The sequence below is a fragment of the Spirosoma rhododendri genome (assembly GCF_012849055.1).
GTDB lineage: Bacteria > Bacteroidota > Bacteroidia > Cytophagales > Spirosomataceae > Spirosoma > Spirosoma rhododendri.
Genome location: NZ_CP051677.1, coordinates 3,233,363 through 3,255,470 on the forward strand (window position 1 = coordinate 3,233,363; position 22,108 = coordinate 3,255,470).

The following is a 22,108-nucleotide window of genomic DNA, read 5'->3' on the forward strand; positions in this document are numbered from 1 at the left end:
TCATGCAGCGACTGGTTCTTAAATTTTTATACGTAGTAGCTACCCTGAATTACCCCCGTATCCGGAAGGATCTGCGGTATTTCGTGCGCGACAATTACTACTGCCGACTGAATCAGCTTCGGTATTACCGGGCTGACTACGGGCGTAAACAGCCGTACAAAGTGATCGACTACCACGGCGAGTTTGATCAGGAACTGCGTTACGTACTGCCTTTCGCGTACTGGCACCATTGCAACGGCACGCTCAAGCAAACCATCTCCTGCACGAATACGAAGCCGTTCTATTTCTTCAGCCCCGACCACCTCGAAACGCACGAAAAGCGGGTGTGGCAGGCCGGATACGATTACTATGACGTGCCTAACATGACCCATAGCCCCACCTTCGATTTCTCGAAGTGGAAACGGGTACCGCTCAAAGCACACTATCGCAATAAGCTGTTTCGCTACGATAAGCCGCTGCTCGTGATCGCCAACAAGTACAACATCGAGTGGGACGGCCCACCCCGTAACTTCCTCGATATTCCGACGCTCGACCACATCATCAGCCGTTGCAAAACCACGCACCAAATCATCTACAACCGGCCGCTATCGTCGCAGATCGTACTCGACAACAGCGAAATCATGGATCTGGGTGAGCACGCCTGGCTGCGCGAAAACCATCCCGAGGTGCTGCTGATGAATGATTTGCACGAACAACACCGCGAGCAGGTGAGTAGCTTCAACCATCTGCAACTGATGGTCTACGCCAACTGTGACCGGTTTATTTCCATGCACGGCGGAACGGCTGCGTTAGCCAGCTACTTCGAGGGTACGAACATCATTCTGTCGCGACCCGGCGGGGGGATGGAGCACCACTTCGACGAATACAATACTATTTTTCCGGCTCTGTCGGGTGCAACTATCCACCACGCCAGGACCCCCGAAGAAGTGATTCAACTGGTTGAGCAACAGTACAACTAAGAACAGTATGATTATTGCCCGCATCACGAGTGGCCTCGGAAATCAACTGTTCCAGTATGCCCTGGCTCGTCATTTAGCGCAGAAAAACAACACGTCGCTGTACGTCGACCTGAGTTATTATCAGCAGTCGTACGCTACTGATACGGTACGCACGTTTAAGCTCGACCGGTTCAAGACACGTTACAACGTACTCAACACGTCGCCGTATCTGTACGTCTCGAAAGCTACGAAACTGCTGCCCGGCCGTACGCTGAAACCATTTTTTCATTTCGTACAGGAGCAGCAGTTTCACGTCGACCCGGCGGTGGATCAGGCTCGTTCGGCCGTGATTACGCTGGAAGGGTTCTGGCAGTCGGAACGGTATTTTCTGGACAGTGCCGAAGCGGTGCGCCGGGAGCTGACGTTTCAGCGAACGCCGGGTGCTGACTTCGCCGGTTATGCCGATCAGATCGCGCAGACGGCCTGCCCGGTGTCGGTTCATATTCGCCGGGGCGACTACGTCAACCATCCCGAGTTCAGTCAGTCGTTCGGCTTCGTTGGACTCGATTACTACCGGGAGGCTCTGGCAGAACTAAACCGTCGTCTGCCCGACGCGCGCTTTTTTGTGTTCAGCGACGACCCTGACTGGGTAGCGGATAACCTGAATCTGAGCAGCCCGCACGTGTACGTACGCAACAGCGGCCCCGATGCCGACGTCGACGATTTGCAACTGATGAGTTTGTGCCATCACCACGTCATCGCCAACAGTTCGTTCAGCTGGTGGGGTGCCTGGCTCAATCCGCGCCCCGACAAGCTGGTTATTGCCCCCGCAACTGGTTCCGCAACAAACCCGACTGGAACACCACCGATCTGATTCCGGCTTCCTGGCTTCGCATCTAAGTCCGTTGCTTCCCACCCCATCCATTTACACCATATGAATCTGAAACAATACCTTGACAACCGACCGGCACTCAAGCGGTTTGTGCACCACCTGCTGATCCGGCCGGAGCAGGCCCGCCCCGACAATGGGTAAGCTGGTTCGTTAATCCGCTGATTCACAAGCGGGGAGCCTCTGCGCGAATTTGCCGGTCAGTACGGATGGACGTTGTACCGTTCAATGTATTTCAGATGGGGGCCGGCAGTACGATCGAAGATTTCAGCGTGGTGAACAACGGCGTCGGCAACGTGCTGATTGGGAATCATTGCCACTTGGGGCTGGGGTCGGTCGTGATCGGACCCGTCACGCTGGGCAACAACATTATCATCGCGCAGCACGTGGTGATGTCGGGGTTGAACCACGTGTACGACGACGTAGAAATGCCCATTCGCCACCAGCCAACCGTAACAAAACCCATCGTACTGGAAGACGACTGCTGGATCGGGGCCAACGTAACGATCGTTGCCGGGGTAACGGTGGGGCGACATTCGGTTGTGGCGGGGGGCAGCGTCGTCACCCGCGACGTGCAGCCGTTTACCGTTGTCGGTGGTAACCCGGCCCGTGTCCTGCGTCGTTACGACGAAACAACCCGCCAATGGGTAGCCGCATCGGCCGACAAACCGGCCGCTCCGGTTGCTATACCTGCGCAATAACCGCTTCGAATTCCTCGGCCCGTCGGGCCCACGAGTTAGCCCTGGCCGTAGCGACGCGCTGGTTGCGGGTGGTCAGGTTGGTGTCGTTCAGGGCCCGGCGCAAGGCATCGGCGAATGCTTCAGGCGTATCGGCCAGCTCGATGATCCCCGTAAAATCATTCAGGTTCGCAAACGATGTCGATACGACGGGTAAGCCAGCCGCCAGGTATTCGTTGATTTTCAGCGGGTAAATCGTCTTGGTGTGTGCGTTACAGACGTAGGGGATGATTGTTGCCGTCATCTGCGCCAGCAGAGCGGGGAGCTGATGCGGCTGATGGGGTGGTACAAACTCGACATTGGGATAGACGGAGAGCCGCTGAGTTAGCTTTTCTTCCGGCACTTCGCCCACAAACCGAAAAACCACATCAGGCATAGTGCGTACGCTATGCTCGATCAGATCGATGTTGACCCGGTTGTCTGCCGTACCCAGATACCCTACCACCGGCCGACTGGGCGGTTGCTCATCGGCCAGTAGACGGGCCTGGTGAAACAGCTCGAAATTAACCCCATTCTTCACGCAGAAAGCCTTTGGCTGAAGCTGCGACTTGGTATTGTTTAGTGCGTCGGAGGTCGTGACAACGGCATTGACGCGCCGGAGGTAGTCGATCTCGTATCGACCACCGTGGCGGCCCATCCAGTTGCTGACCGTAATCTCATCGAAACAGTAGTAGATCGTACCGCGCTCATTAAGCTTTCCCAGCATGGGCAGGCCGAAAACCGGATTCATACCGTTGATAACCAGCGGCTGACGCATACCCAATTGGTTCATCACGCTGCGTAAGCCCCGAACCAGCATGTCCACATTGGTCTGGATAAGCCGGTCATGCATGGCGGGCTGTAACCAGTTGACGGGCAGCATAACGGGCGGTTGCCACACCCACACTTCTGCGCCGGTAGCCAGCTTCTTGGTAATGAGGGCGTTGGTGCGGCTGGTCAGCGATCGGACGGGGACAGACTGTTTGTTGAGCAGGCCCATCGCCAGATCTTTCAGCGTGTACTGATAGTCGACGTAGAGCACACGATGGCGAACGGCGAGTTCGCCCATGAGCTGAACAATGGCTTTTTGAAAATCACCCTCCCAGGGAGTCTGGCCGACGCAGATAATACTGTCGAAATTGGTCATGAGTTAGTGCGTCGGCCAAGCGGTAGTGGAGCCGGGGGCCGGTTGGAATCGGTTCGTAGTTGGCGCCCCAAGGTCCCATCGGTAACAGGTTGTGAATAGCACCGACGTGATACCCAGCAATGTACTCGTTGGAAACTGTCCGAGCGTGGCATTTGAATAACTCATGACGCAGATACCGAAAAATTCGGCCAGAAAAATAATCATGGTCGTTCGCAGCCACGGGTCGTTGAGTTGCCAGATCTGATACGTGCCAATGGTCATTATCGCAATCAGCATCAGGATGTACAGGACGGTCCCAACCAGGCCCGTTTCGATCCAGAGTTCGACGTACCAGCTATCCGGTGGAATCTGCGCGGCCGGGTGGTCGGGCGCGAAGCGAGCCCCCCACGAGCCCGACGTGCCCAGGCCTGCACCGAAGGGCAAATCTTTCATATACGCCTTCAGTCGCTGCTGGTTTTCAATCCGTACCATAAACGACGCGTCTTCTTTCGGGTGCAGGGCCGTACGCATTCGCCAGATCTGGTAGTTCGAGTCGCCGATGTGCGTAAACAGCAGAATAACCATGATTGGAGCCATAATGCCCACACCCCACATGATTGTCTTAATGCTTCGGCGCAGTGCAATAAACGCCAGAATACCGCCCAGCAATACAAACAGCGCACTCCGCGTACCCGATAGCGCATACGCCCAGAAGAAAATCAGCAGTAGCCCGACATAAATCAGCCGGTGCAGCGCCGAATGCGTCGACGTCAGCAATACGATGGTGATAAGTGTGGCACCGGCCATCTCGGCCCCGAATTGAGCCGCGTCGGAATAGAACGAGAAACAGCGCAGTTGCCCCCAGAGCATGTGTGTTTTGGCCGCGCCTGCCGCCAGCCACTGCACCTCCGCGTTGGCCAGCCCAATGTAATGCTGCTTGAAGGCCCAGAAAGCAGCCAGCAGCGACCAGCCAATCCACATGCGCAGAAACCACAGAATGTCACGCCGGGTAATCGGCATAACGAGCGTCAGGATGACGAGCAGAAACCAACTGAAGGCAATTGAGCGGACTTTATAAAACCAGGCGACGGGGTTCGGTACTTCCGGGTTGAAATACTCCAGAATGCTGTAGAATAGCCAGATCGCCATGAGGTAGAAAATCGGTGTCCGCAGCCGCTTCCAGTTCATTTGCTTACCGTTCAGAAACGTCGCCATCAGCGTCAGCACCAGCACTGCATCGAGTGCCAGCCCCAGCGGGGTATCTCCCGGTATGAATCGGGTAAAGCCAATCAGAAAGCTAAGCGTAACGTAGATCAGCAGGCCAAATTTTGGCTCAATCAGGATACCGGCAAAGACTGCCAGTGCCAGCGGCAACGCCACCATCACGGCACCGCCCATTACGCCAAACGTGCCAATGAGCCAGCCCGTCAGCAGGGCCACGAAGACGCTCAGCACACCGTAGAACCAGCGGCTATCGCGAAGTTGATCGGCAAGGTGAGCGAGTTGTTCGGCCATGTGATGTGTCGATGGATAAAGCAGTGGGAACGGACTAACGAAAGTACGCTAAAAATCAGATAGCCCGGCGTGACTTTTCCCACTTGCCCGATAGGCCGCCCCGCTGATAACGTATGAAGCCCGCCAGTACGCACACATTCATAAACACGAAGTAAAATGGTACGAAGGTGAGCTTCCAGCGCGTCTGCCGGTTTTCCAGTATGTAACCGACGCCCGCTGCCAGATAGAACAGTACCTGCGCCCAGAACATAGCCGTCCATAGCATCGATCCGGCGGGGTTTGTCAGCAGAAGCAGATTGAGCAGCAGCAGTAATGGCAGGCAGAACGGCGTTACGGCCCAGCGCAACACCCGGTGCGAGATATACTGAAAGCTCAGCCAGCCGTAACGCCCCACCGACAGCAGCGGAGCCAGCCGCCGGATTGCCTGAAAACCGCCGGTCGCAATACGAACCTTCCGTTTGGTCTCTTCATCGACCGAGTGGGAGGGGCGTTCCAGCGCGTAGGCGTCGGGCGCGTACTCGACGCGGTAGCCCCGTTGAGCAATGCGCAGCGAAATGATAAAATCGTCCAGGAGTGTGTCGGGCTCAACGGGTTCGTAGAGGGCCGTCCGCACGGCAAACAGCTCGCCAGCCGCCCCCACGATGGTATACAGCTGAGCGTCCATCTTCTTCAGAAACGATTCGTAGCGCCAGTACAACCCTTCGCCACTACCCGCAGCCGACTCTTTTCCCTCCGTACTTATGCGTTTTTCGCCCGTAACAGCCCCTACACTCGCCGGTGCGAAGCGGGCCACCAGCCGACTGATGGCTTCGAGGTTGAGGGTCGTGTTGGCATCAGTAAAAATGGTGATGTCGGTCGATACCTGCTCCATCGCCCGGTTCATCGCCACAATCTTCCCCAGCCGTTCCGTGCCCGACAGTACGGCCAGACCCGGTATGTCGGCCTGGCGGCTCGCGAGGTATTCCGCCGACCCGTCGGTCGATCCTTCGATTACAAACAGCAGGTTCAACTTATCGGCCGGATACGTCTGCGCCAGGCAGTTGTCGAGTTTGGCGGGCAGGTAATCCCGTTCGTTGTAGGCCGGTACGATCATCGTTACGCTGGGAAGCGGCTCCGTCGGTTCGGTGGGGGGCGTTGCGTGGCCCCGGCGCAGGCGAACCAGTACCCAGATTACGATGCCGTAGCCGAGGTAGGTGTAAAAAACAACAAAAGCCAGCCCCCAGAACAGCACGGCAGCCAGCGAATACAATAGGGTCATTCGGATACTAGGTTTACGAATTAAACGGGCGAGGTACTGGCCGAGTGGAGGTTCCACCACACCCCCCGTACAAACGCCTGTGCGTGTTGCCGTTTGCCGCTAAGCACGTAGGTTGCCAGGTGCTTGGGCACCACACAACCCGCGAAAAATAAGTAAAAAACAAGCTTCTGCACCGGCGTACAGTGTCGACGCATAAACAGAATCCGGTTGCGGGTCAGGTAGTACGTTTTCAGCGGACTGAACTCACCCACCGACATCGATTCCTTATGCAAGATGTGGGCCGATGGCTGGTAATAAATAACAAAACCCGCGTCGCGGATGCGCTGCGACCAGTCGAGTTCTTCGTAATACAGAAAAAAGCGTTCGGCAAACCGGCCCACTTTGTCGATTACGGCCCGCTTCACCAGCATGGCGCAGCCGTGGGCGAACGCCGTCGGGCCGGGTTGGTCGTAGCTGGCATCGTCGGGCAATTTGTAACCTACCGGTACGGCCGTACCGGTCAGCATATTCATCGGATTGTAGCCTGCGTACTGCACCAGCGAAGGGTTGCTGAAAAACCGGATTTTGGGGCAGGTAACGCCGATACGATCGTCGGCTGCAAACGGCTTCAGCAATTCAGTCAGCAGATCGGCGTTGAGTTCGGTATCGTTATTAACGATGAAGAGATACTCACCGTTGGCGTTGGCGATCCCCAGGTTGTTGCCGCCCGTGAAGCCAAGATTTTCGTCGCTGCGGATGACCCGCACATTCGGATACTGGCCTGCGTCCAGACAACTGTTGAGTGATGGTTGCGACGCGTTGTCGACAACGATGATCTCTACGTTGGGGTGCGTCAGTAGCCGCGACGAGTCCAGAAACTGCCGGGTCACCTCCGCCTGATTGTAGTTGATCGTGATAATCGATACCAGCGGAACGGGGCTGGTCAGACGTTCTCCTTCTGCCATACGCTGAATAGAGTCTGCCAGATAATGTACATGTCGGTTTTGAACGAGAATGTACTGGCGTATTCAATGTCGAGAGCGATGCGTTCGCTGTCGGTAACGGGGCCTTCACCTTTGGCCCGTTTCTTCACCTGCCACAGGCCCGTCAACCCGGCTGGTCCTGCAAACCGCTGCGCCGACGCGTCGGTTGTCAGTTTCTCCGCTTCGTAAAGCGGCAGTGGCCGGTTGCCCACCAGCGACATATCGCCGAACAAAATGTTGAGTAATTGCGGCAACTCGTCGATGCTGCTGTTGCGTAAGAATGTGCCCAGCCGCGTGATGCGCGGATCGTTACGGAATTTCATAAACTTGGCCGCGCCTTCGGAGTCGGTCAGGTACTTCTTTTCGCACACAGTCTGATTCTCTTCAACGAGCGGCTGACGGCAACTAATTTGTAGTAGCTGACACTGTTCACACCGGTAATCCTGCCCGTTAACTTCGATATTCGACTGTTCAGAGCTTTTGGCATAGATGTTGTGGTACTTCAGGTCTTTGATTAAACGGTCGGCCATTGCCTTCATGGTCCGAAATTTATACATATTAAAGACCCTGAAATTGGTACCAGCCCGTGCCGATTTATACAATATTGGACCTTTTGAGTCGAGTCTTATCAGCACCGCTACGACAAGCAACAGGGGGGATAACACCAACAGTGCCGATAGCGACACGGCAATATCAATACCCCGTTTCCACCAGGGCAACCGAAACTGGAAATAGGCCGGTGTCGGGCTGATATAGGATTCGGCAGATAGATGTGTATTCAAGTCAAGGTAATAGTTAATCTTTGTCTGCCAGCTATCAGGGTCTTCCGTAAAGTCCAGTAAATCAGCGATTTTTTGGCGAGGTAGGGCGTGTGCCAGATCGGCGGTCTGTTGTGACTGTGTGATCAGAACCGGGACATGCTGTAGGCCAGCGTTGTTCATGAGCAGCTGCGTTACCGGTTGGGCGTTATGCGGGTCGGTCACAATAAGGCTGACATCGGCGTGATCGCGTAGCCACTGCCCGGCTTCTGTAGCGTTTGCCCATCGTACGACGGGGCAACGCAATTCGGCCAGCGTGGTGATCTGCGTGGCGACAACATTGTCAGATTCAATCAGTAGTAAACAGGAGGGGGTAGAGGAGTTCACAAACAAGGCGCTTAATGAATAAAAGCACTGTTTTGGTGAACAGTCAATACGCACTCTGTCCTGATTTTTGCTACGAAGTATGCAAAACTGCTGTGCGCTAGTCGTCCTGTTTGCCCATCAATCAGGCACTCTGCTTGATGGGCTCACTGCGCCGAATAAGCGATAAAACGCGTGTTTTCTGTTGCCAAAACGTTTTAATGTCGGGCAATAATCGAGCCGGAACAGGCTGGGAAAAAGCTGTCTCGTAGGCTGGCGATGCCGACCGGCGGAGCAACGCGTGCAGTTTAGCGCGTATTTCAAGCGGATTGAACGGCTTCAGCGCAAAGTCATCGACTCCGCTATTCAGGCTATTGATACGCGTATCGCTGTCAGTCGCGCCAGACAGTACCATTACTGCTGTGTTGCGAAGGAATCGGTTCTCGCGAATAAATTTTGTCAGTTCCAGTCCGCTGAAGAAAGGCAGATTCAGTTCGGTCAGTACGCAATCGTAGTGGTTTCCTTGTGTGAGCATCCGGACAGCTTCTGGCCCGGTATTTGCTACAGAAATGTTGAAATCACTTTTCAGGTTTTGCACAAGTATGCCAGCTATGTAAGGATTTCCATCAACGATAAGCAGGCGAGGTTTCGTATTCATCAGTACGGGAATTTCAGTGTTGCATTTGTGGGTCTTCAGTAATTAAGACTAGTAACTCTTTTCAAGGTTACTGATTTGCCAACACAATTCAGTTTTCCACGGAATCGTTGTAGTCCGTCAAAAGCCATAGTATCACGAATAAACTTGACTATTCATGATACTTCTTTCGTATTGTAACTAATTGATTATCAGTGCTGATTTATACTCACAAGTGCCTCCTGAATAAGTGGGTAGATTGAGTATAAATACTCATACATAAAAAAGAGGTTAAAACTCGAAAATATCCTAAACGGTAGGTGTCTAACTATACACAACAGTTCATATAATCCTGATATAGTACCCGGCACTATCGTCCTTGATTGATTAACAAGTCTAATTGATGCCCTAACTTGGGCCTTTACTGTTGACATATCGCCACGATTATGTGGTACAAGATCAATCTCATCGTATACAAGTAAGGCAAGCTGGTCGGCTGTATCCCTTAGAATGATAATTTATACGAACAAGCGAATTAGTTGCCTGTTTATAGCCTGAGATACTGGTTAATTGGGCCTCGCATACGCTGGTCTGTCGACCAGTACACACTGATATTCTGGCCTGTGGTTATACCAGCTCATGAAGTTTTAAAACATATTTATACTAAACGTCTGTATGAAAGCGGTCTGGAACGGGCAGGTAATTGCCGAAAGCGACGACACGGTTGTTGTCGAGAACAACCACTATTTCCCGAAGGAATCACTGCGGGCCGAGCTTATCGCCGACAGCACGACACACACTACCTGCCCCTGGAAAGGTGTCGCTTCCTACTACACGCTGACTGTCGATGGGAAGAGCAACACGGATGCTGCCTGGTACTACCCTGATCCCAAACCAGCCGCCAGTCAGATTAAAGACCGCGTGGCCTTTTGGAAAGGGGTTCAGGTGACAAACGAATGATCGATATTGCCCACCTGACCCGGCAGTTTGGCGACTTTAAAGCCGTTGATGATCTGTCGCTGTCGGTGGCGGCTGGCGAAACGCTTGTGCTGCTGGGTACGAGCGGCTGCGGTAAAACAACAACGTTGCGGATGATTAACCGGCTGGTCGAACCCGATAGCGGTACCATCTGCATTGATGGGAAAGACATCCGGCAACAATCGGCACCCGATCTGCGTCGGCGGATCGGGTATGTTATTCAGGACGGTGGCTTATTTCCACATTATACCATCGCCGATGCCATTGCCACGGTGCCGAAGCTGCTGGACTGGACGCCCGATGACATCGACCGCCGAACCCGTGAACTGCTCGCCAAACTTCAACTTCCCGAAAGTAGCCTGTCTCGCTACCCGGCCGAACTGAGTGGCGGGCAACGGCAGCGTGTGGGTTTGGCCCGGGCGCTGGCGGCCCGACCTCCGGTGGTGCTGATGGACGAGCCGTTTGGTGCGCTCGACCCATTTACGCGTCGGCACGTCCGGCGCGAGCTGTTTGGGCTGAGTGAACTTAGCGAAACGACGGTGGTACTGGTCACGCACGACGTCAGCGAAGCCCTCGAACTGGCCGATCGCATTGCACTGATGGATAAGGGCCGTATCGTACAGATAGGTACGCCCGACGACCTGCTGAGTAACCCTGCCAATGACTTCGTTCGCGATTTTCTGGACGACAAGCCCCGCCCGCTGCACGGATGACCGACTTCTTTACTTTCATTCGCGATCACGCCGATCAACTGCTCCGTCAGACGCTGACCCATATTGGGCTGACGTTCGTTTCGTTGCTACTCGCCCTGCTGATCGGGGTGCCAACCGGTATTTTTATCGCCCGACATACGCGGCTGGCCAGTACGACGCTGGGTGTGGCTGGCGTGTTGCAAACGATTCCGAGCGTGGCCCTGCTGGGTTTTCTGATTCCGCTGTTAGGTATCGGCGTTGGCCCGGCCCTGGTGGCGCTGTTTCTCTACGCGCTGCTGCCGATTATCCGTAACACTTACGTGGGTATTACGGAGGTGAGCCCGTCGGTGAAAGATGCGGCCCGTGGGTTGGGTATGACCGAAAATCAAATTCTGTCGAAAGTCGAACTGCCACTGGCGCTGCCAGTGCTGTTTGCCGGGATTCGAACGGCGACGGTTATTAATGTGGGTGTTGCAACGCTGGCGGCTTATGTCGCGGCTGGCGGGCTGGGCGAATTTATCTTCGGCGGTATCGCGCTGAGCAACACGAGTATGATTCTGGCCGGTGCAATCCCGGCGGCTTTACTCGCGGTGGGCTTCGACGCGTCGCTGGCGTGGCTGCAACGGCAGTCGGGTCGGCGGATGCGGATAGGAGGGCTGGTATTTGTGGTATTGCTACCCGTATTGTCGGGGTTTACGCTGCTGTCGCGCAGTGGCGATAAGCTGGTCGCTGGGTTCGCGCATGAGTTCTACGGCCGGGCCGACGGCTATCCGGGTTTGCAGCAGACGTACGGGTTGCAGCTGACGCCCAAATTGATCGACCAGAATCTGATGTACGAAGCGATCCGGCGGGGGCAGGTCGATCTGATTAGTGGCTATTCGACAGATGGGCGGATCAAAGCGTTCGATCTGCTCGTGCTTGCCGATGATCGACACGCGTTTCCACCCTATGATGCGGCTCCTGTCGTGCGGCAGGCTGCGCTCGACCGGTATCCTGAACTGGAACCTGTTCTGAACAAACTCGCCGGGCGACTGACCGACTCGGTCATGACGACGCTTAACTACGAGGCCGACTATCGAAAACAGTCGCCGGAAGCGGTAGCGCGGCAGTTTCTGCAACGGGCGGGTCTGTACAAAACGCCCGCGCCCGGCGACCGGCCGCAGACGGTGGTGATGGGATCGAAGGTGTTTACGGAACAATACATACTGGCTGAGATTTACCGGCAGCTGATCGAGGGGCAGACCCAATTAAGAGTCGTGACGAAAACCGGGCTCGGCGGTACGCAAATCTGCTTCGATGCTCTCCGCACCGGGGCCATTGATTTTTATCCCGAATACACCGGCACAGGGTTGCTCGTGATTTTACAGCCCCCGTCACCGGTGCTGAAAACCCTGCCTATGCAGCCCGATTCGGTGTTTTCGTTCGTCGAAAAACGGTTTGCTGCCGACTATCAGTTGCGCTGGGAAAAGCCGCTGGGCTTCAGTAACAGTTACGCGCTGATGATGCGTCGTGAGCAGGCGCGTGAACTGGGTATTCGCTCGATCAGCGATCTGGTTCGTTATCTGAACAAGTAAAAGAGCGTTTCTAAGTAGTCAGGGCTGGTTGTGGCTGTCGAAGTGTCAGCCAGAGTAGTAGTGCCGCTGCCAGCATCAGCGCACCACAACCTATACCCAGCGCCGACGTAGCAACGACCGGTTGTAGTTGTCCCGCCAGAAATATACCGGCAACGTCGGCCTGATTGCTGATTGCCATGTAAAACGCAAATTGAGACCCTTCGATCCCCCGCTGGCACAGGCTCATCAGCATAGGTAGGGCTGCAATGCTGAAGAGGGGTTCAAGCGTCTGGCGCACGATAAGTCCGGCGGTAGCCACCGTTGGGTTCGCCCACGAAGAAGCCGCCAGTGAAAAGGCAATGTGCAGCACGGCCATTCCCAGCGTTGTACCCAGCAGCATACGCTGCGCCCCGACGATATCGGCCAGCCACCCGCCCAGAAGGGCCAGAGCAACCGCCAGCAGGGTGCCGTAAGTGCCGCTCAGTACCGACACGGCGGTATCGGTCCAGCCTTCCTGCTGAATCAGATGGATGTAGTAAGCCCGTTGAAATAGTCGTTCGCCAATAAAAACCAGCGAGATAGCGCCGAAGATAACCAGCGGGCGGGGCATCAGGATAGCACGGACCAACGTCTGAAGCAGGGCACCAAACGACCAGTCGGGGCGGGCGACAGTTGGCTCATCAGCCGTATCGGTACTGATCACGCTGTTGGCGACGGGAGAACGACGTTTCAGCGACACGAACGCATCGCCCGGCCGTTCGCGGATGAAGAAAGTCAGGATGGTGAACGCAAACAACACCGCCGACTGAACCAGAGCCGCCACATGAAAGCTGCCCTCGCGAATGAGATACGCCAGCCCGGCTGCCCCGATCGCCTGCCCCACAACCATACCCCCCTTCATGAATGCATTGGCTCGGCCCCGTTCGGCCGTGGGCACCGTTGAAATCGCCAGCGCATCGACGCTTACGTCCTGTAGGGAAGCAAAAACGCCGTGGAGCATGAAGGCTCCGGCCAGCATCGAAAATTGCGTAACGGGATTGTCGATCAGTAAGATACCGCCCGATGCCAGCAGCGCCATGACCTGCGCGCCCAGCACCCACGGTCGGCGACGCCCCATTGCCGATGCCTGAAACCGGTCGACGAGTGGCCCCCAGAGGAACTTAAACCCCCACGGCAGGCCAACGAGCGCCCCGAAGCTGCCCAGTGCCTGCGGAGTCAACCCCTCGGCTGTCAGGTAGTTGGTAACGGCGGTCAGCGCGAAGCCCGACGGCAGGCCCTGCATAACGTACAGGTAGAAAAACGCGCCGTACCGCAGTGAACGCCGTTGCGACAGAATCAGTGGTGATGCCCTCATGGATTGACAACGCCCTGTACCGGCTGCGGTGTTTACAAATTGCGGGCAAAGCAGTACGAACGGGCAGCTTTGCCCGCAATCAGTAGCTACTTTTTGCTGACGAATGAATTGCCTTTGATGTAGTACCGGTAGGGCAGATCGACGCCCTGGGTCAGGCCGATGCGCGTTGTCGTGACCATGTCGAACCCGGCCCGGACGGGACCCCGGATGTAGATCGAGCCAGTAACAAGCGAACTGTTGTTGTCGCGCTGCCGGCTGATACCGAGGGCAATTGTCAGCTTGCCGGGGCCGTTGCAGAGGTTGCGAAAACCGGCCGTCGTACTGTGGTCGATGGTGTTGCTGCGGTAACGCTCGAAGCCGGTTTTGAACGCTTCGTTGCGCCGGTCGGCCATCAGGTCAAACCCTTCGGTGGGTTCCAGCGCCCGGATCAGTACCGCTTCGCCCACACCTTCGGGGCTGGTTACGACGTTGATACAGTTGTAGTGGTTGTAAATCTGGTAGACGTAAAGCGTACCGGCCGGGCCAAACATGGCTGCGTTGCGCGTGGTCTGTCGGCGATAGGCGTGGCAGGCCGGGTCGCCCGTGATGTAGCCCTCCGTTTCCACGATGATACCGGCCGTGATGCCTTCCGGGGTTTCGTGAACCAGCTCACAACCAAGTAATTGCTGCGCAATCGTCAGCGTATCGTGCCCGCCATAGTAATCTGCCCCCAGCCGCTCCATCAGATCAGGTTCATGGTTTGCTCCTTGATCTTTTCCAGCTCGTCTTTCATCCGAACGACAAACCGCTGAATCGTGGCATCGTTGGCTTTTGAACCGATGGTGTTGATCTCACGCCCGATTTCCTGCGCGATGAAGTTGAGTTTTTTGCCGTTGGCTTCCTCCGTGTTCATCACATCGACGAAGTAGCTGAGGTGATTTTTCAGCCGGACTTTTTCCTCCGAAATGTCGAATTTCTCGACGTAGTAGATCATCTCCTGCTCGAATCGATTGCGGTCGAAGGTTTCGCTGTCGAGGAGTTCGCGCACGTTGGTCATCAGTCGTTCGCGGACGGCCGGAATCCGCAGCACATCCTGCTTCTCGATTTCGCTCAGGCAATCGCTGATGGTCTGAATGTATTCGTTGAACTTGGTTTCGAGCACGGCCCCGTCCTGCTGCCGGAACGCATTACACCGGCGGACGGCTTCCTGTACGGCCTGCTGCACGGCCGCCCAGTCGGCGGTGTCGTCGGGTGTTTCAACGGCTTCGGTCTGGTAAACATTGGGCTGACCGAGGGCCATTTTAAGCAGGTCGCCGTCGGGAATCGCCATCAGCAGACCAGCCGCCGACTCGCGAATATCATTGACGTAGGCCATCAGCAGGGGACGGTTGATAACCACGCCCGGCTTCACCTGCTGCGTACGGTTGATGCTTACCGATAACTCTACCTTACCCCGTTCCAATTGCTGTGTCAGCAAAGCCCGCAGTTCAATTTCCTTTTCGGCATACTGCCGGGGCAGGCGGCAAAAAATGTCCAGAAACTTGGAGTTCAGTGTTTTGACTTCGACGGTGACGGATAAGCTGCCGGTTTCTACGGTTGCGTTGCCGAAACCGGTCATTGACTTGAGCATAGGAAAGAAGTTATAGAGTTGTACAGTTGAATAGTTGTAGAGTTGCTGGCGCGTTCTGGCTAACGCCGGATGGCAACTCTACAACTATCTAACTAGTCAACTCATTTAAGTGCGTTGGCGGTTATTTCGGTGTATTCTTTGCGTTGCCGGGCTACGTCGATAGCAGTGTATATCGCCTGAAGCATCGACGTTTCATCAGCGAGGTTTTTCCCGGCGATATCATAAGCGGTACCGTGATCGGGCGATGTGCGAACAACCGGCATCCCCGCCGTGAAGTTGACACCCTCTTCAAACGCAATTGCCTTGAACGGAATCAGGCCCTGATCGTGATACATGGCCAGCACGGCGTCGAACTTAGTGTAGCTGCGTGTGCCGAAAAAGCCGTCGGCGGGGTAGGGGCCGAATACCAGCTGCCCTTTGTTGCGCAGGTCGTTGAGGAGCGGTTTGATAATATCCTGCTCTTCGTTGCCCAACAGTCCTTCCTCACCCGCGTGGGGGTTCAGTCCCAGCACCGCAATCTTGGGTTTGTCGATACCGTAATCCTGCTTCAGCGACTGCATCATCAGGTTTATCTTCTGCAAAATCCGTTCGCGGGTGACGTTTTGCCGGACGCGGCCCAGCGGTACGTGCCCCGTAACGACGCCCACGCGCAGCCGTTCGCTGACCATAAACATCAGGTTGTCGGCCACGCCAAATTCGTCGGCGAGGTACTCGGTATGCCCCGGAAATTTAAACTCCTCCGACTGAATGTTGTACTTGTTGATGGGCGCCGTTACGAGTGCATCGAGCTTTCCTTCTTTCATGTCGGCGACGGCCCGTTGCAGACAGGCCAACGCGGCCTGCCCCGCTTCGGGCGTTACCTGACCGGGCTGAATATCCTGGTTCTGGTCGGGCCAGCACGTGATGACGTTGGTCATTTTGTGGCTGATCTGACTGATGCTGGGTGCGCCGTTGAGGTTCCAGTCTTTCAGGTCGAGCAGATTCCGGTAGCGGTTCATAATCCGCATCGATCCGTAGATGACCGGCGTGCAGATCTTTTGCAGTCGGTTGTGTTGCAGGGCTTTCAGGATTACTTCCGGCCCGATGCCGTTGTAGTCGCCCATCGAGATACCGATTACGAGCCGGTTGTCGCCCGGCACCATGCCCGCGTCGCGGCCCGACTGGTCACCCGATTCATTAACTGAGGCTTCCCGCTGGCGGGGTTCGCGCTCGCGTGACTGCTGCTCACGGGACTGCTGATCGCGGTTGCGCGATTCCTGGTTGCCTGATTCGCGGTTGCGCGGCTGCTGATCGCGGCTGCGCGGTTCCTGATTGCCCGATTCGCCAGCCTGCTGCTCCCGGTCGCGCGGTTCCTGATTGCCCGTTTCGGGGCTGTCTGCGTTTCGGTTGCGCGGCTGTTGCTCACGGCTACGCGGCTCCTGATTGCCCGACTCCCGGTTCGATTGCTCCCGGCTACGTGGCTCAGACCCGTTGGCGTCGCGGTTTTCGCGGTTGCCCTGTCGCTGGTTGTTGCCCTGTCGCTGCCCGTTTTCGCGGGTGGGCTGCTCGCGCCCCTCGGCAGTACGCTGGCCGTTCTCGCGCTGGGGCTGGCGATTATCTTTCTGTACGTTACTGTGCCGACCGTTCTGCCGGTTGTCGCGCCCGCCGTTTTCGCGCTGCGTAAACTTCCGGCCCGACTGTTCGGTCTGATCCGGGTCGAGGGGGCTGGGCTCGGCAAGCTCGTTTGTAACGGGTTGCGCAGGCTGTTCGTCTGTCGACGGAGTGGCTGGCTGGGGGGACTGTATATCGGCCGACGGGCTGGACGGGGGCGTCAGCGAGTCGGGGGTAGTATCGTCGGATTGGCGTTGTTCCATCTACTTTTGCTAGTTTCGCCAGGCGTTTTTATACGAGTAAACCAATCCGCGCACACAATGGGTTGCCGATGATTGGTAATTATCCTGTTTCACTGATAAAGCCGCAAGGTACGAAAACCCGACGGATGTCCCAGATTCCCTTCTCTCTTCTGATTGTCGACGAAATGCACCCGTCGCTGTTTACCATGCTCGATGCGGCTGGCTTTGCCTACAGCTATCAGCCCAAGCTAACCCGCGCCGAAATTCTGACGGCTATAGCTCCCTATCAGGGCCTGATTATCCGGAGCAAAACCACTGTCGACGCTGATTTGCTGACCCACGCGCCGAACTTGCAGCTGATTGGCCGGGCCGGGGCCGGGCTGGATCTGATCGATCTGGACGAGGTCGATCGGCGCGGTATTCAGGTTTTTCATGCCGGTACGGGCAACCGCGATGCCGTGGGCGAACACGTAGTCGGGATGCTGTTGGGATTGATCGCCAACATCGTCCGGGCTGACCGCGAAGTGCGGCAGGGTATCTGGGACCGCGAAGGTAACCGGGGCTACGAACTGGGCAGCATGACGGTCGGTATCATCGGCTACGGCAACAACGGGCAGGCAACCGCCCGGCGACTCAGCGGCTTTGGCTGCCGGGTGCTGTGCTACGACAAATACCGCACGAGCTACAGCGATGCGTTTGCGCAGGAAGCGTCGATGGGGCAGCTGCTCGAAGAAGCTGACGTGCTGAGTCTGCACATCCCCCTGACCGACGAAACCCGGCTGCTGATCGACGATAATCTGATTGAGCAGGTAAGCAAGCCGTTTTACTTGATCAATGCCGCGCGGGGCGAAATTACGTCGCTGTCGGCGCTGGTGCGGGGACTGGAAAGCGGTAAGGTACGCGGGGCTTGTCTGGACGTGCTGGAAAACGAAAAACTGGCCAAACTGACGCCTGAACAGCAGACCGCGTTCGATTACCTGCGTCAGTCGGATAAGGTGGTACTGACCCCTCACGTTGCGGGCTGGACCCACGAAAGCTACGTTCGGATCAACGAAGTGCTCGTGCAGCAGATGAGTCAGGCGCTGGGTGAGTAGATAAAATTGTGTCGGTCAGACGCCCGTGATAGCTACGTACAAGTAACTGTTACGGGCGTTTTTGGCTGTATGAAACGAGTAATTGCCCAATGAATTGTATTGCAGGTGGTCGTTTTTTTAAACTTATCTACGGCGATATGCATATGTGTGAAAAGAAACGATCATATTTGGTAAGTTCAGTGACCGAATTACCAATTTCCCCAAACAACTAACTCCATCTCTTAATGATTAAACAACTACGAGCAGGAAGCTTGTTGGCCTTACTATGTGGTACGCTGCTGAGCGCGCCCATAGACAGCATTGCTCAGACCACGAACAAAGAAGTGGCCCGCGTGGCCAAAATGACGCCCGATCTGCTGGCGGTGATGAAAGGGCGGTTGAGCGCCAACGGTCGTATGGCAGCACCGGGTCCCGGCGGTTCAACCGACGATTACGTAATCGTCGATGGAGCCGTCGCCATCGAAGGGGTGGCCGTCGATCAGCGGGGGGATGCTCTGCTGACGCAGCTTCAGGCACTGGGCCTGCGTGAAGGAGTCGCCTTTAAGAGTATGATCTTCGGTTATCTGCCCATCGACAAACTTGATGATCTGAAAGACGTTTCCGGCCTGCACTATGCCCGGCCCTACTACAAGCCGGTCAACAACGCGGGTAAGGTTACTTCGCAGGGCGACAAGAGCTTACGGGCCGATGTGGCTCGGACAACCTACAGCGTAACCGGAGCCGGCTCGAAAGTTGGCGTTATCTCCGATACGTACAACGCGCTGAAGGGAGCTGCCGCCGGTGTGGCCTCGGGCGATCTGCCCGCTGAAGGGGTGCAGGTCATCGACGATTTACCATCAGGAACCGATGAAGGCCGGGCCATGGCCGAGATTGTGCACGATGTAGCGCCGGGGGCGGCCATTGCGTTTAATACGGCCTTTCGTGGGCAGGCAGGCTTTGCCAAGGGCATCATTGATCTGGCCAACGCGGGTTGTAACATCATCGTCGATGACATTATCTACCTCGCTGAGCCGTTCTTTCAGGATGGTATCGTTGGGCAGGCCGTCGATCAGGTGGTGAACAACAACAATGTCAGCTACTTCTCGTCGGCTGGTAATCAGGCGCGGGCTTCGTACATGAGTCAGTTCCGCAATTCGGGTATCACCGTGCCCGGCTACGGCATTGCGCACGACTTCGGGGGTGGCGATATTTACCAGAAAGTGACCATCCCAACGGGCGGTACGATCCGGCTAGCGTTTCAGTGGGACGAGCCGTTCCGCTCTGTAAGCGGGGGACTGGCGCAAAAACGGACCTTGATATCCTAATATACCGGGGGACGCCGTCGGCAGATAATGGCCCTGTTGTCTTTGGGTCTGCGGACAACATTTTCAGTGGTGACGCGGCTGAAGTAACGGGTACGTACTCCAACACGACCGGTGCTCCGCTGGAAGTGAACGTCGTTATTGTAAAATACGCCGGGCCAGATGCGGGCGTGTTGCGCTGGGTTAACTTCGGGAGCCGGACCAGTATCGTTGAATATGCCACTCAGACAGGTGCTTCTTTTGGGCATAGCAATGCCTCACGGGCTATTTGCGTAGGTGCTTCTCCTTATTACAACACGCCAGCCTATAATAGCCGACTGACAACGGCAACGATCGAGACATTCTCGTCGGCGGGTGGTGTTCCCGTCTACTTCGACGCTGCGGGACAGCGCATTAACGGGACGACGGGTATTACGCGGCAAAAGCCCGAGATCACCTCGGTCGACGGCGGGAACAACACCTTTTTCGGGAGCGATTACGAAGGCGACGGATTTCCCAACTTCTTCGGTACGTCGGCGGCTGCTCCGCATGCGGCTGCTGTCGCAGCGCTGATGCAGGAACGCACGGGCAACAAACTGTCACAGTCGCAGGTGTTGGCTACCATGCAGCAGACCGCGCTCGATATGGACGATCCGGCAACGGCGGGCTTCGATACGGGTTTCGATTTCGGCACGGGTTACGGATTTATTCAGGCCGACAAGGCCCTTCAGTCGCTGGGTGGCAGTACGCTGGTCATTACTGGGATTAACACGCTGAGCTGCGTCAGCACGTCGGCTGGCGAGCGGCAACTGACGTTCAACCCACAGTACAGCGGCTCGAACGGGCAGGCGATTACCTTCTCGGTCCTCAACGAGAAAGCCGCCACGACCGATGCGGGTCCGTACTCGCTGCGATTGTACACCGACAACCCGGTTATCACGCTACGGGCCGATCAGGCTGGTGCAACAGGTACGGCTTCGTACAGCTACAACTGGCTGGCCGCCTGTAATGCCGTTGCGACAACCAATCAGCCGCCGGTATTCAACGGTGTACCGACGCTAACCGGTACGATTAACACGGCATTCCGCTACGCCGTACCCGCTACGGCCTTCACCGACCCCGAAGGGCAACCGATGACGTTTGCTATGACGAATCTGCCCGCTGGTTTGACGTTCGACGTGCCAACGCGTGTTATCCGAGGTACGCCACAACAGGTGGGTTCGACCAATGCGACACTAACGGCTACCGACCCATCGGGTGCTACTACGGTTGGTACGGTAGCGATTGTTATCAGCAACACTACGACAGCACCGGCTGATCCGGCGTCGCTGACGATCACCAGCTTTACCTGTAACACCATCTCGGCGGGTCAGTTCAGCGTTGATTTCGTGGTAGGCTACCCAAATGGTACCTTTACGCCAGCACTGCCTCCGTTGTTTATGAACGGCGTAACCGACAACGGTCAGCTGGGTGTGCAGTACACCTACGTTTATGACGGAAATCAGTACGTACTGCCTATTCAGGATCAGGCAACGCGGTCGACCTATTTCGTCTGGAACTTCCGGGCTGCCTGTGGTAATCTGCCGGTGGCCAACCGTCCGCCGGTGTTCAATGGCACCACGGCCCAGTTGGGTGTGATTGGCGTACCCTTTAGCTACACCCTGCCAGCGACGACCTTTACCGACCCCGATGGACAGGCAGGCCTTACCTACACGGCTACCAGTTTGCCAGCAGGCCTGACGTTCACAGCGTCGACGCGGGTCATTCGGGGTACACCAACGACCGCTGGCCAGTACACGGTTCAGCTCACGGCCCGCGACCCGGGTGGCCTGACGGCAACGGGAACATTGCCCATCGCGATCCTGGAAACGGCACCAGTACCCTTCTCCATCACGAGCGTAAACACCTCGGCCTGTGAGGTGCTGTCGCCGTCGCTGCGTCGGATAACGTTTACCCCGCAATACACCGGAGCTTCCAGCGCACCGATTACATTCCAGGTAGTGAATGAGTCGATGCCGACGACCAATGCCGGGCCTTACTCGCTGAACCTGTATACCGACAACCCGACTGTTTCGCTGCGGGCCGAACAGGCCGGCAGGGTCTCGACGTATGCGTACAACTGGCTGGCAGCCTGCAACACGAACGGCCGGATGGGTGCATCGGAAGCCCGTGAAATGCTGGACGTTGCGGTGTTGGCCAACCCAAGCGTGGGCGAAACTATCGAGGTCGAAATCCGGGGTGCGCAGGGGCAGGTACTTGACCTGCAACTGGTCGATGAGCGTGGGCAGGCGGTAGGTCGTGTCAGCGTGAAACAGGCTGCGGCTATCGAACGGCAAAAACTTACGCTTGGTCGGCAGATTGGCGTTTATCTGCTGAAGGCCAGCACGCAGGACCAGACGAAAACGGTTCGGGTACTGAAAAACTAATCCGTACCAAGGGGTTAAAAACAGCGATTTCGGCTACGTCCGGAGTCGCTGTTTTTTTTATACCACATACTCAAAATTCGTTGACATAGCCCAACCTTTCAGGGCCAATCCGGTTGTTACAAAAGACTTAT

Annotated in this window: 19 protein-coding genes; 9 read left to right on the forward strand and 10 right to left on the reverse strand. The window is 56.2% G+C overall.

Annotated features, from left to right (window positions below; translation table 11 throughout):
- Positions 1-2 precede the first annotated feature (2 nt).
- From HH216_RS13295 to HH216_RS13305, 3 genes are all read left to right on the forward strand, one after another.
- Positions 3-959, forward strand: a complete 957-nt coding sequence (locus HH216_RS13295; protein ID WP_169551243.1) for a hypothetical protein — start codon at positions 3-5, stop codon at positions 957-959.
- Between the two features lie 7 nt (positions 960-966).
- On the forward strand, positions 967-1,812 hold the full coding sequence (locus HH216_RS13300) for an alpha-1,2-fucosyltransferase (RefSeq protein ID WP_254448420.1): 846 nt from the start codon (positions 967-969) through the stop codon (positions 1,810-1,812).
- A gap of 224 nt (positions 1,813-2,036) precedes the next feature.
- Positions 2,037-2,528, forward strand: coding sequence for an acyltransferase (locus HH216_RS13305; RefSeq protein WP_169551244.1), 492 nt, complete (start codon positions 2,037-2,039; stop codon positions 2,526-2,528).
- On the opposite strand, the gene HH216_RS13310 is transcribed toward HH216_RS13305, so the two are convergent.
- The 6 genes from HH216_RS13310 to HH216_RS13335 all read right to left on the reverse strand — a co-directional run bounded on the left by HH216_RS13310 (position 2,512) and on the right by HH216_RS13335 (position 9,183).
- Positions 2,512-3,690, reverse strand: coding sequence for a glycosyltransferase (locus tag HH216_RS13310; protein WP_169551245.1), 1,179 nt, complete (start codon positions 3,688-3,690; stop codon positions 2,512-2,514). The genes HH216_RS13305 and HH216_RS13310 overlap by 17 nt on opposite strands.
- 3 nt (positions 3,691-3,693) lie before the next feature.
- Positions 3,694-5,184 carry an O-antigen ligase family protein gene (locus HH216_RS13315; RefSeq protein WP_169551246.1) on the reverse strand — a complete coding sequence of 497 codons (1,491 nt, stop codon included), beginning with the start codon at positions 5,182-5,184 and terminating at the stop codon, positions 3,694-3,696.
- A gap of 55 nt (positions 5,185-5,239) precedes the next feature.
- The gene (locus tag HH216_RS13320; protein ID WP_169551247.1) at positions 5,240-6,442 is read right to left on the reverse strand and encodes a glycosyltransferase family 2 protein; all 1,203 of its coding nucleotides are present in this window, start codon (positions 6,440-6,442) and stop codon (positions 5,240-5,242) included.
- Positions 6,443-6,462: 20 nt separating this feature from the next.
- On the reverse strand, positions 6,463-7,386 hold the full coding sequence (locus HH216_RS13325; RefSeq protein ID WP_169551248.1) for a glycosyltransferase family 2 protein: 924 nt from the start codon (positions 7,384-7,386) through the stop codon (positions 6,463-6,465).
- A complete protein-coding gene (locus tag HH216_RS13330; RefSeq protein ID WP_269808119.1) occupies positions 7,365-8,549 on the reverse strand; it encodes a sugar transferase in 1,185 nt (394 codons plus the stop codon). The genes HH216_RS13325 and HH216_RS13330 overlap by 22 nt, the downstream gene beginning before the upstream one ends.
- A 121-nt stretch (positions 8,550-8,670) precedes the next feature.
- On the reverse strand, positions 8,671-9,183 hold the full coding sequence (locus HH216_RS13335; RefSeq protein WP_169551249.1) for a response regulator transcription factor: 513 nt from the start codon (positions 9,181-9,183) through the stop codon (positions 8,671-8,673).
- Positions 9,184-9,834: 651 nt separating this feature from the next.
- On the opposite strand from HH216_RS13335, the gene HH216_RS13340 reads away from it, so the two are divergent.
- Genes HH216_RS13340 through HH216_RS13350 form a run of 3 tightly spaced genes read left to right on the forward strand, consistent with a single transcriptional unit; the run spans position 9,835 to position 12,403 of the window.
- Positions 9,835-10,119, forward strand: coding sequence for a DUF427 domain-containing protein (locus HH216_RS13340; protein ID WP_169551250.1), 285 nt, complete (start codon positions 9,835-9,837; stop codon positions 10,117-10,119).
- Entirely contained in the window at positions 10,116-10,850 is a 735-nt protein-coding gene (locus HH216_RS13345; protein ID WP_169551251.1) for an ABC transporter ATP-binding protein, read from the forward strand. Before HH216_RS13340 ends, HH216_RS13345 begins: the two co-directional genes overlap by 4 nt.
- Entirely contained in the window at positions 10,847-12,403 is a 1,557-nt protein-coding gene (locus HH216_RS13350; RefSeq protein WP_169551252.1) for an ABC transporter permease/substrate-binding protein, read from the forward strand. Before HH216_RS13345 ends, HH216_RS13350 begins: the two co-directional genes overlap by 4 nt.
- A gap of 10 nt (positions 12,404-12,413) precedes the next feature.
- On the opposite strand, the gene HH216_RS13355 is transcribed toward HH216_RS13350, so the two are convergent.
- The 4 genes from HH216_RS13355 to pdxA all read right to left on the reverse strand — a co-directional run bounded on the left by HH216_RS13355 (position 12,414) and on the right by pdxA (position 17,198).
- The gene (locus HH216_RS13355) at positions 12,414-13,736 is read right to left on the reverse strand and encodes an MFS transporter (RefSeq protein ID WP_169551253.1); all 1,323 of its coding nucleotides are present in this window, start codon (positions 13,734-13,736) and stop codon (positions 12,414-12,416) included.
- An 86-nt stretch (positions 13,737-13,822) separates the two neighbouring features.
- Positions 13,823-14,458, reverse strand: coding sequence for a DNA-3-methyladenine glycosylase (locus tag HH216_RS13360; protein ID WP_169551254.1), 636 nt, complete (start codon positions 14,456-14,458; stop codon positions 13,823-13,825).
- On the reverse strand, positions 14,458-15,345 hold the full coding sequence (locus tag HH216_RS13365; RefSeq protein WP_169551255.1) for a YicC/YloC family endoribonuclease: 888 nt from the start codon (positions 15,343-15,345) through the stop codon (positions 14,458-14,460). The genes HH216_RS13360 and HH216_RS13365 overlap by 1 nt, the downstream gene beginning before the upstream one ends.
- A gap of 101 nt (positions 15,346-15,446) precedes the next feature.
- Positions 15,447-17,198 carry a 4-hydroxythreonine-4-phosphate dehydrogenase PdxA gene (gene pdxA / locus HH216_RS13370; protein ID WP_169551256.1) on the reverse strand — a complete coding sequence of 584 codons (1,752 nt, stop codon included), beginning with the start codon at positions 17,196-17,198 and terminating at the stop codon, positions 15,447-15,449.
- A gap of 125 nt (positions 17,199-17,323) precedes the next feature.
- Between pdxA and HH216_RS13375 the strand changes: the two genes are divergently transcribed.
- The 3 genes from HH216_RS13375 (at position 17,324) to HH216_RS13385 (ending at position 21,977) form a co-directional block, all read left to right on the forward strand.
- Positions 17,324-18,271 (forward strand): 2-hydroxyacid dehydrogenase, encoded by a 948-nt coding sequence (locus HH216_RS13375; RefSeq protein WP_169551257.1) that lies wholly within the window; start codon positions 17,324-17,326, stop codon positions 18,269-18,271.
- A 224-nt stretch (positions 18,272-18,495) separates the two neighbouring features.
- The gene (locus tag HH216_RS13380) at positions 18,496-19,575 is read left to right on the forward strand and encodes a S8 family peptidase (RefSeq protein WP_169551258.1); all 1,080 of its coding nucleotides are present in this window, start codon (positions 18,496-18,498) and stop codon (positions 19,573-19,575) included.
- 125 nt (positions 19,576-19,700) lie between these two features.
- Complete coding sequence (locus HH216_RS13385) at positions 19,701-21,977, forward strand: putative Ig domain-containing protein (protein ID WP_169551259.1); 2,277 nt, start codon at positions 19,701-19,703, stop codon at positions 21,975-21,977.
- The last annotated feature ends 131 nt before the right edge of the window (positions 21,978-22,108 follow it).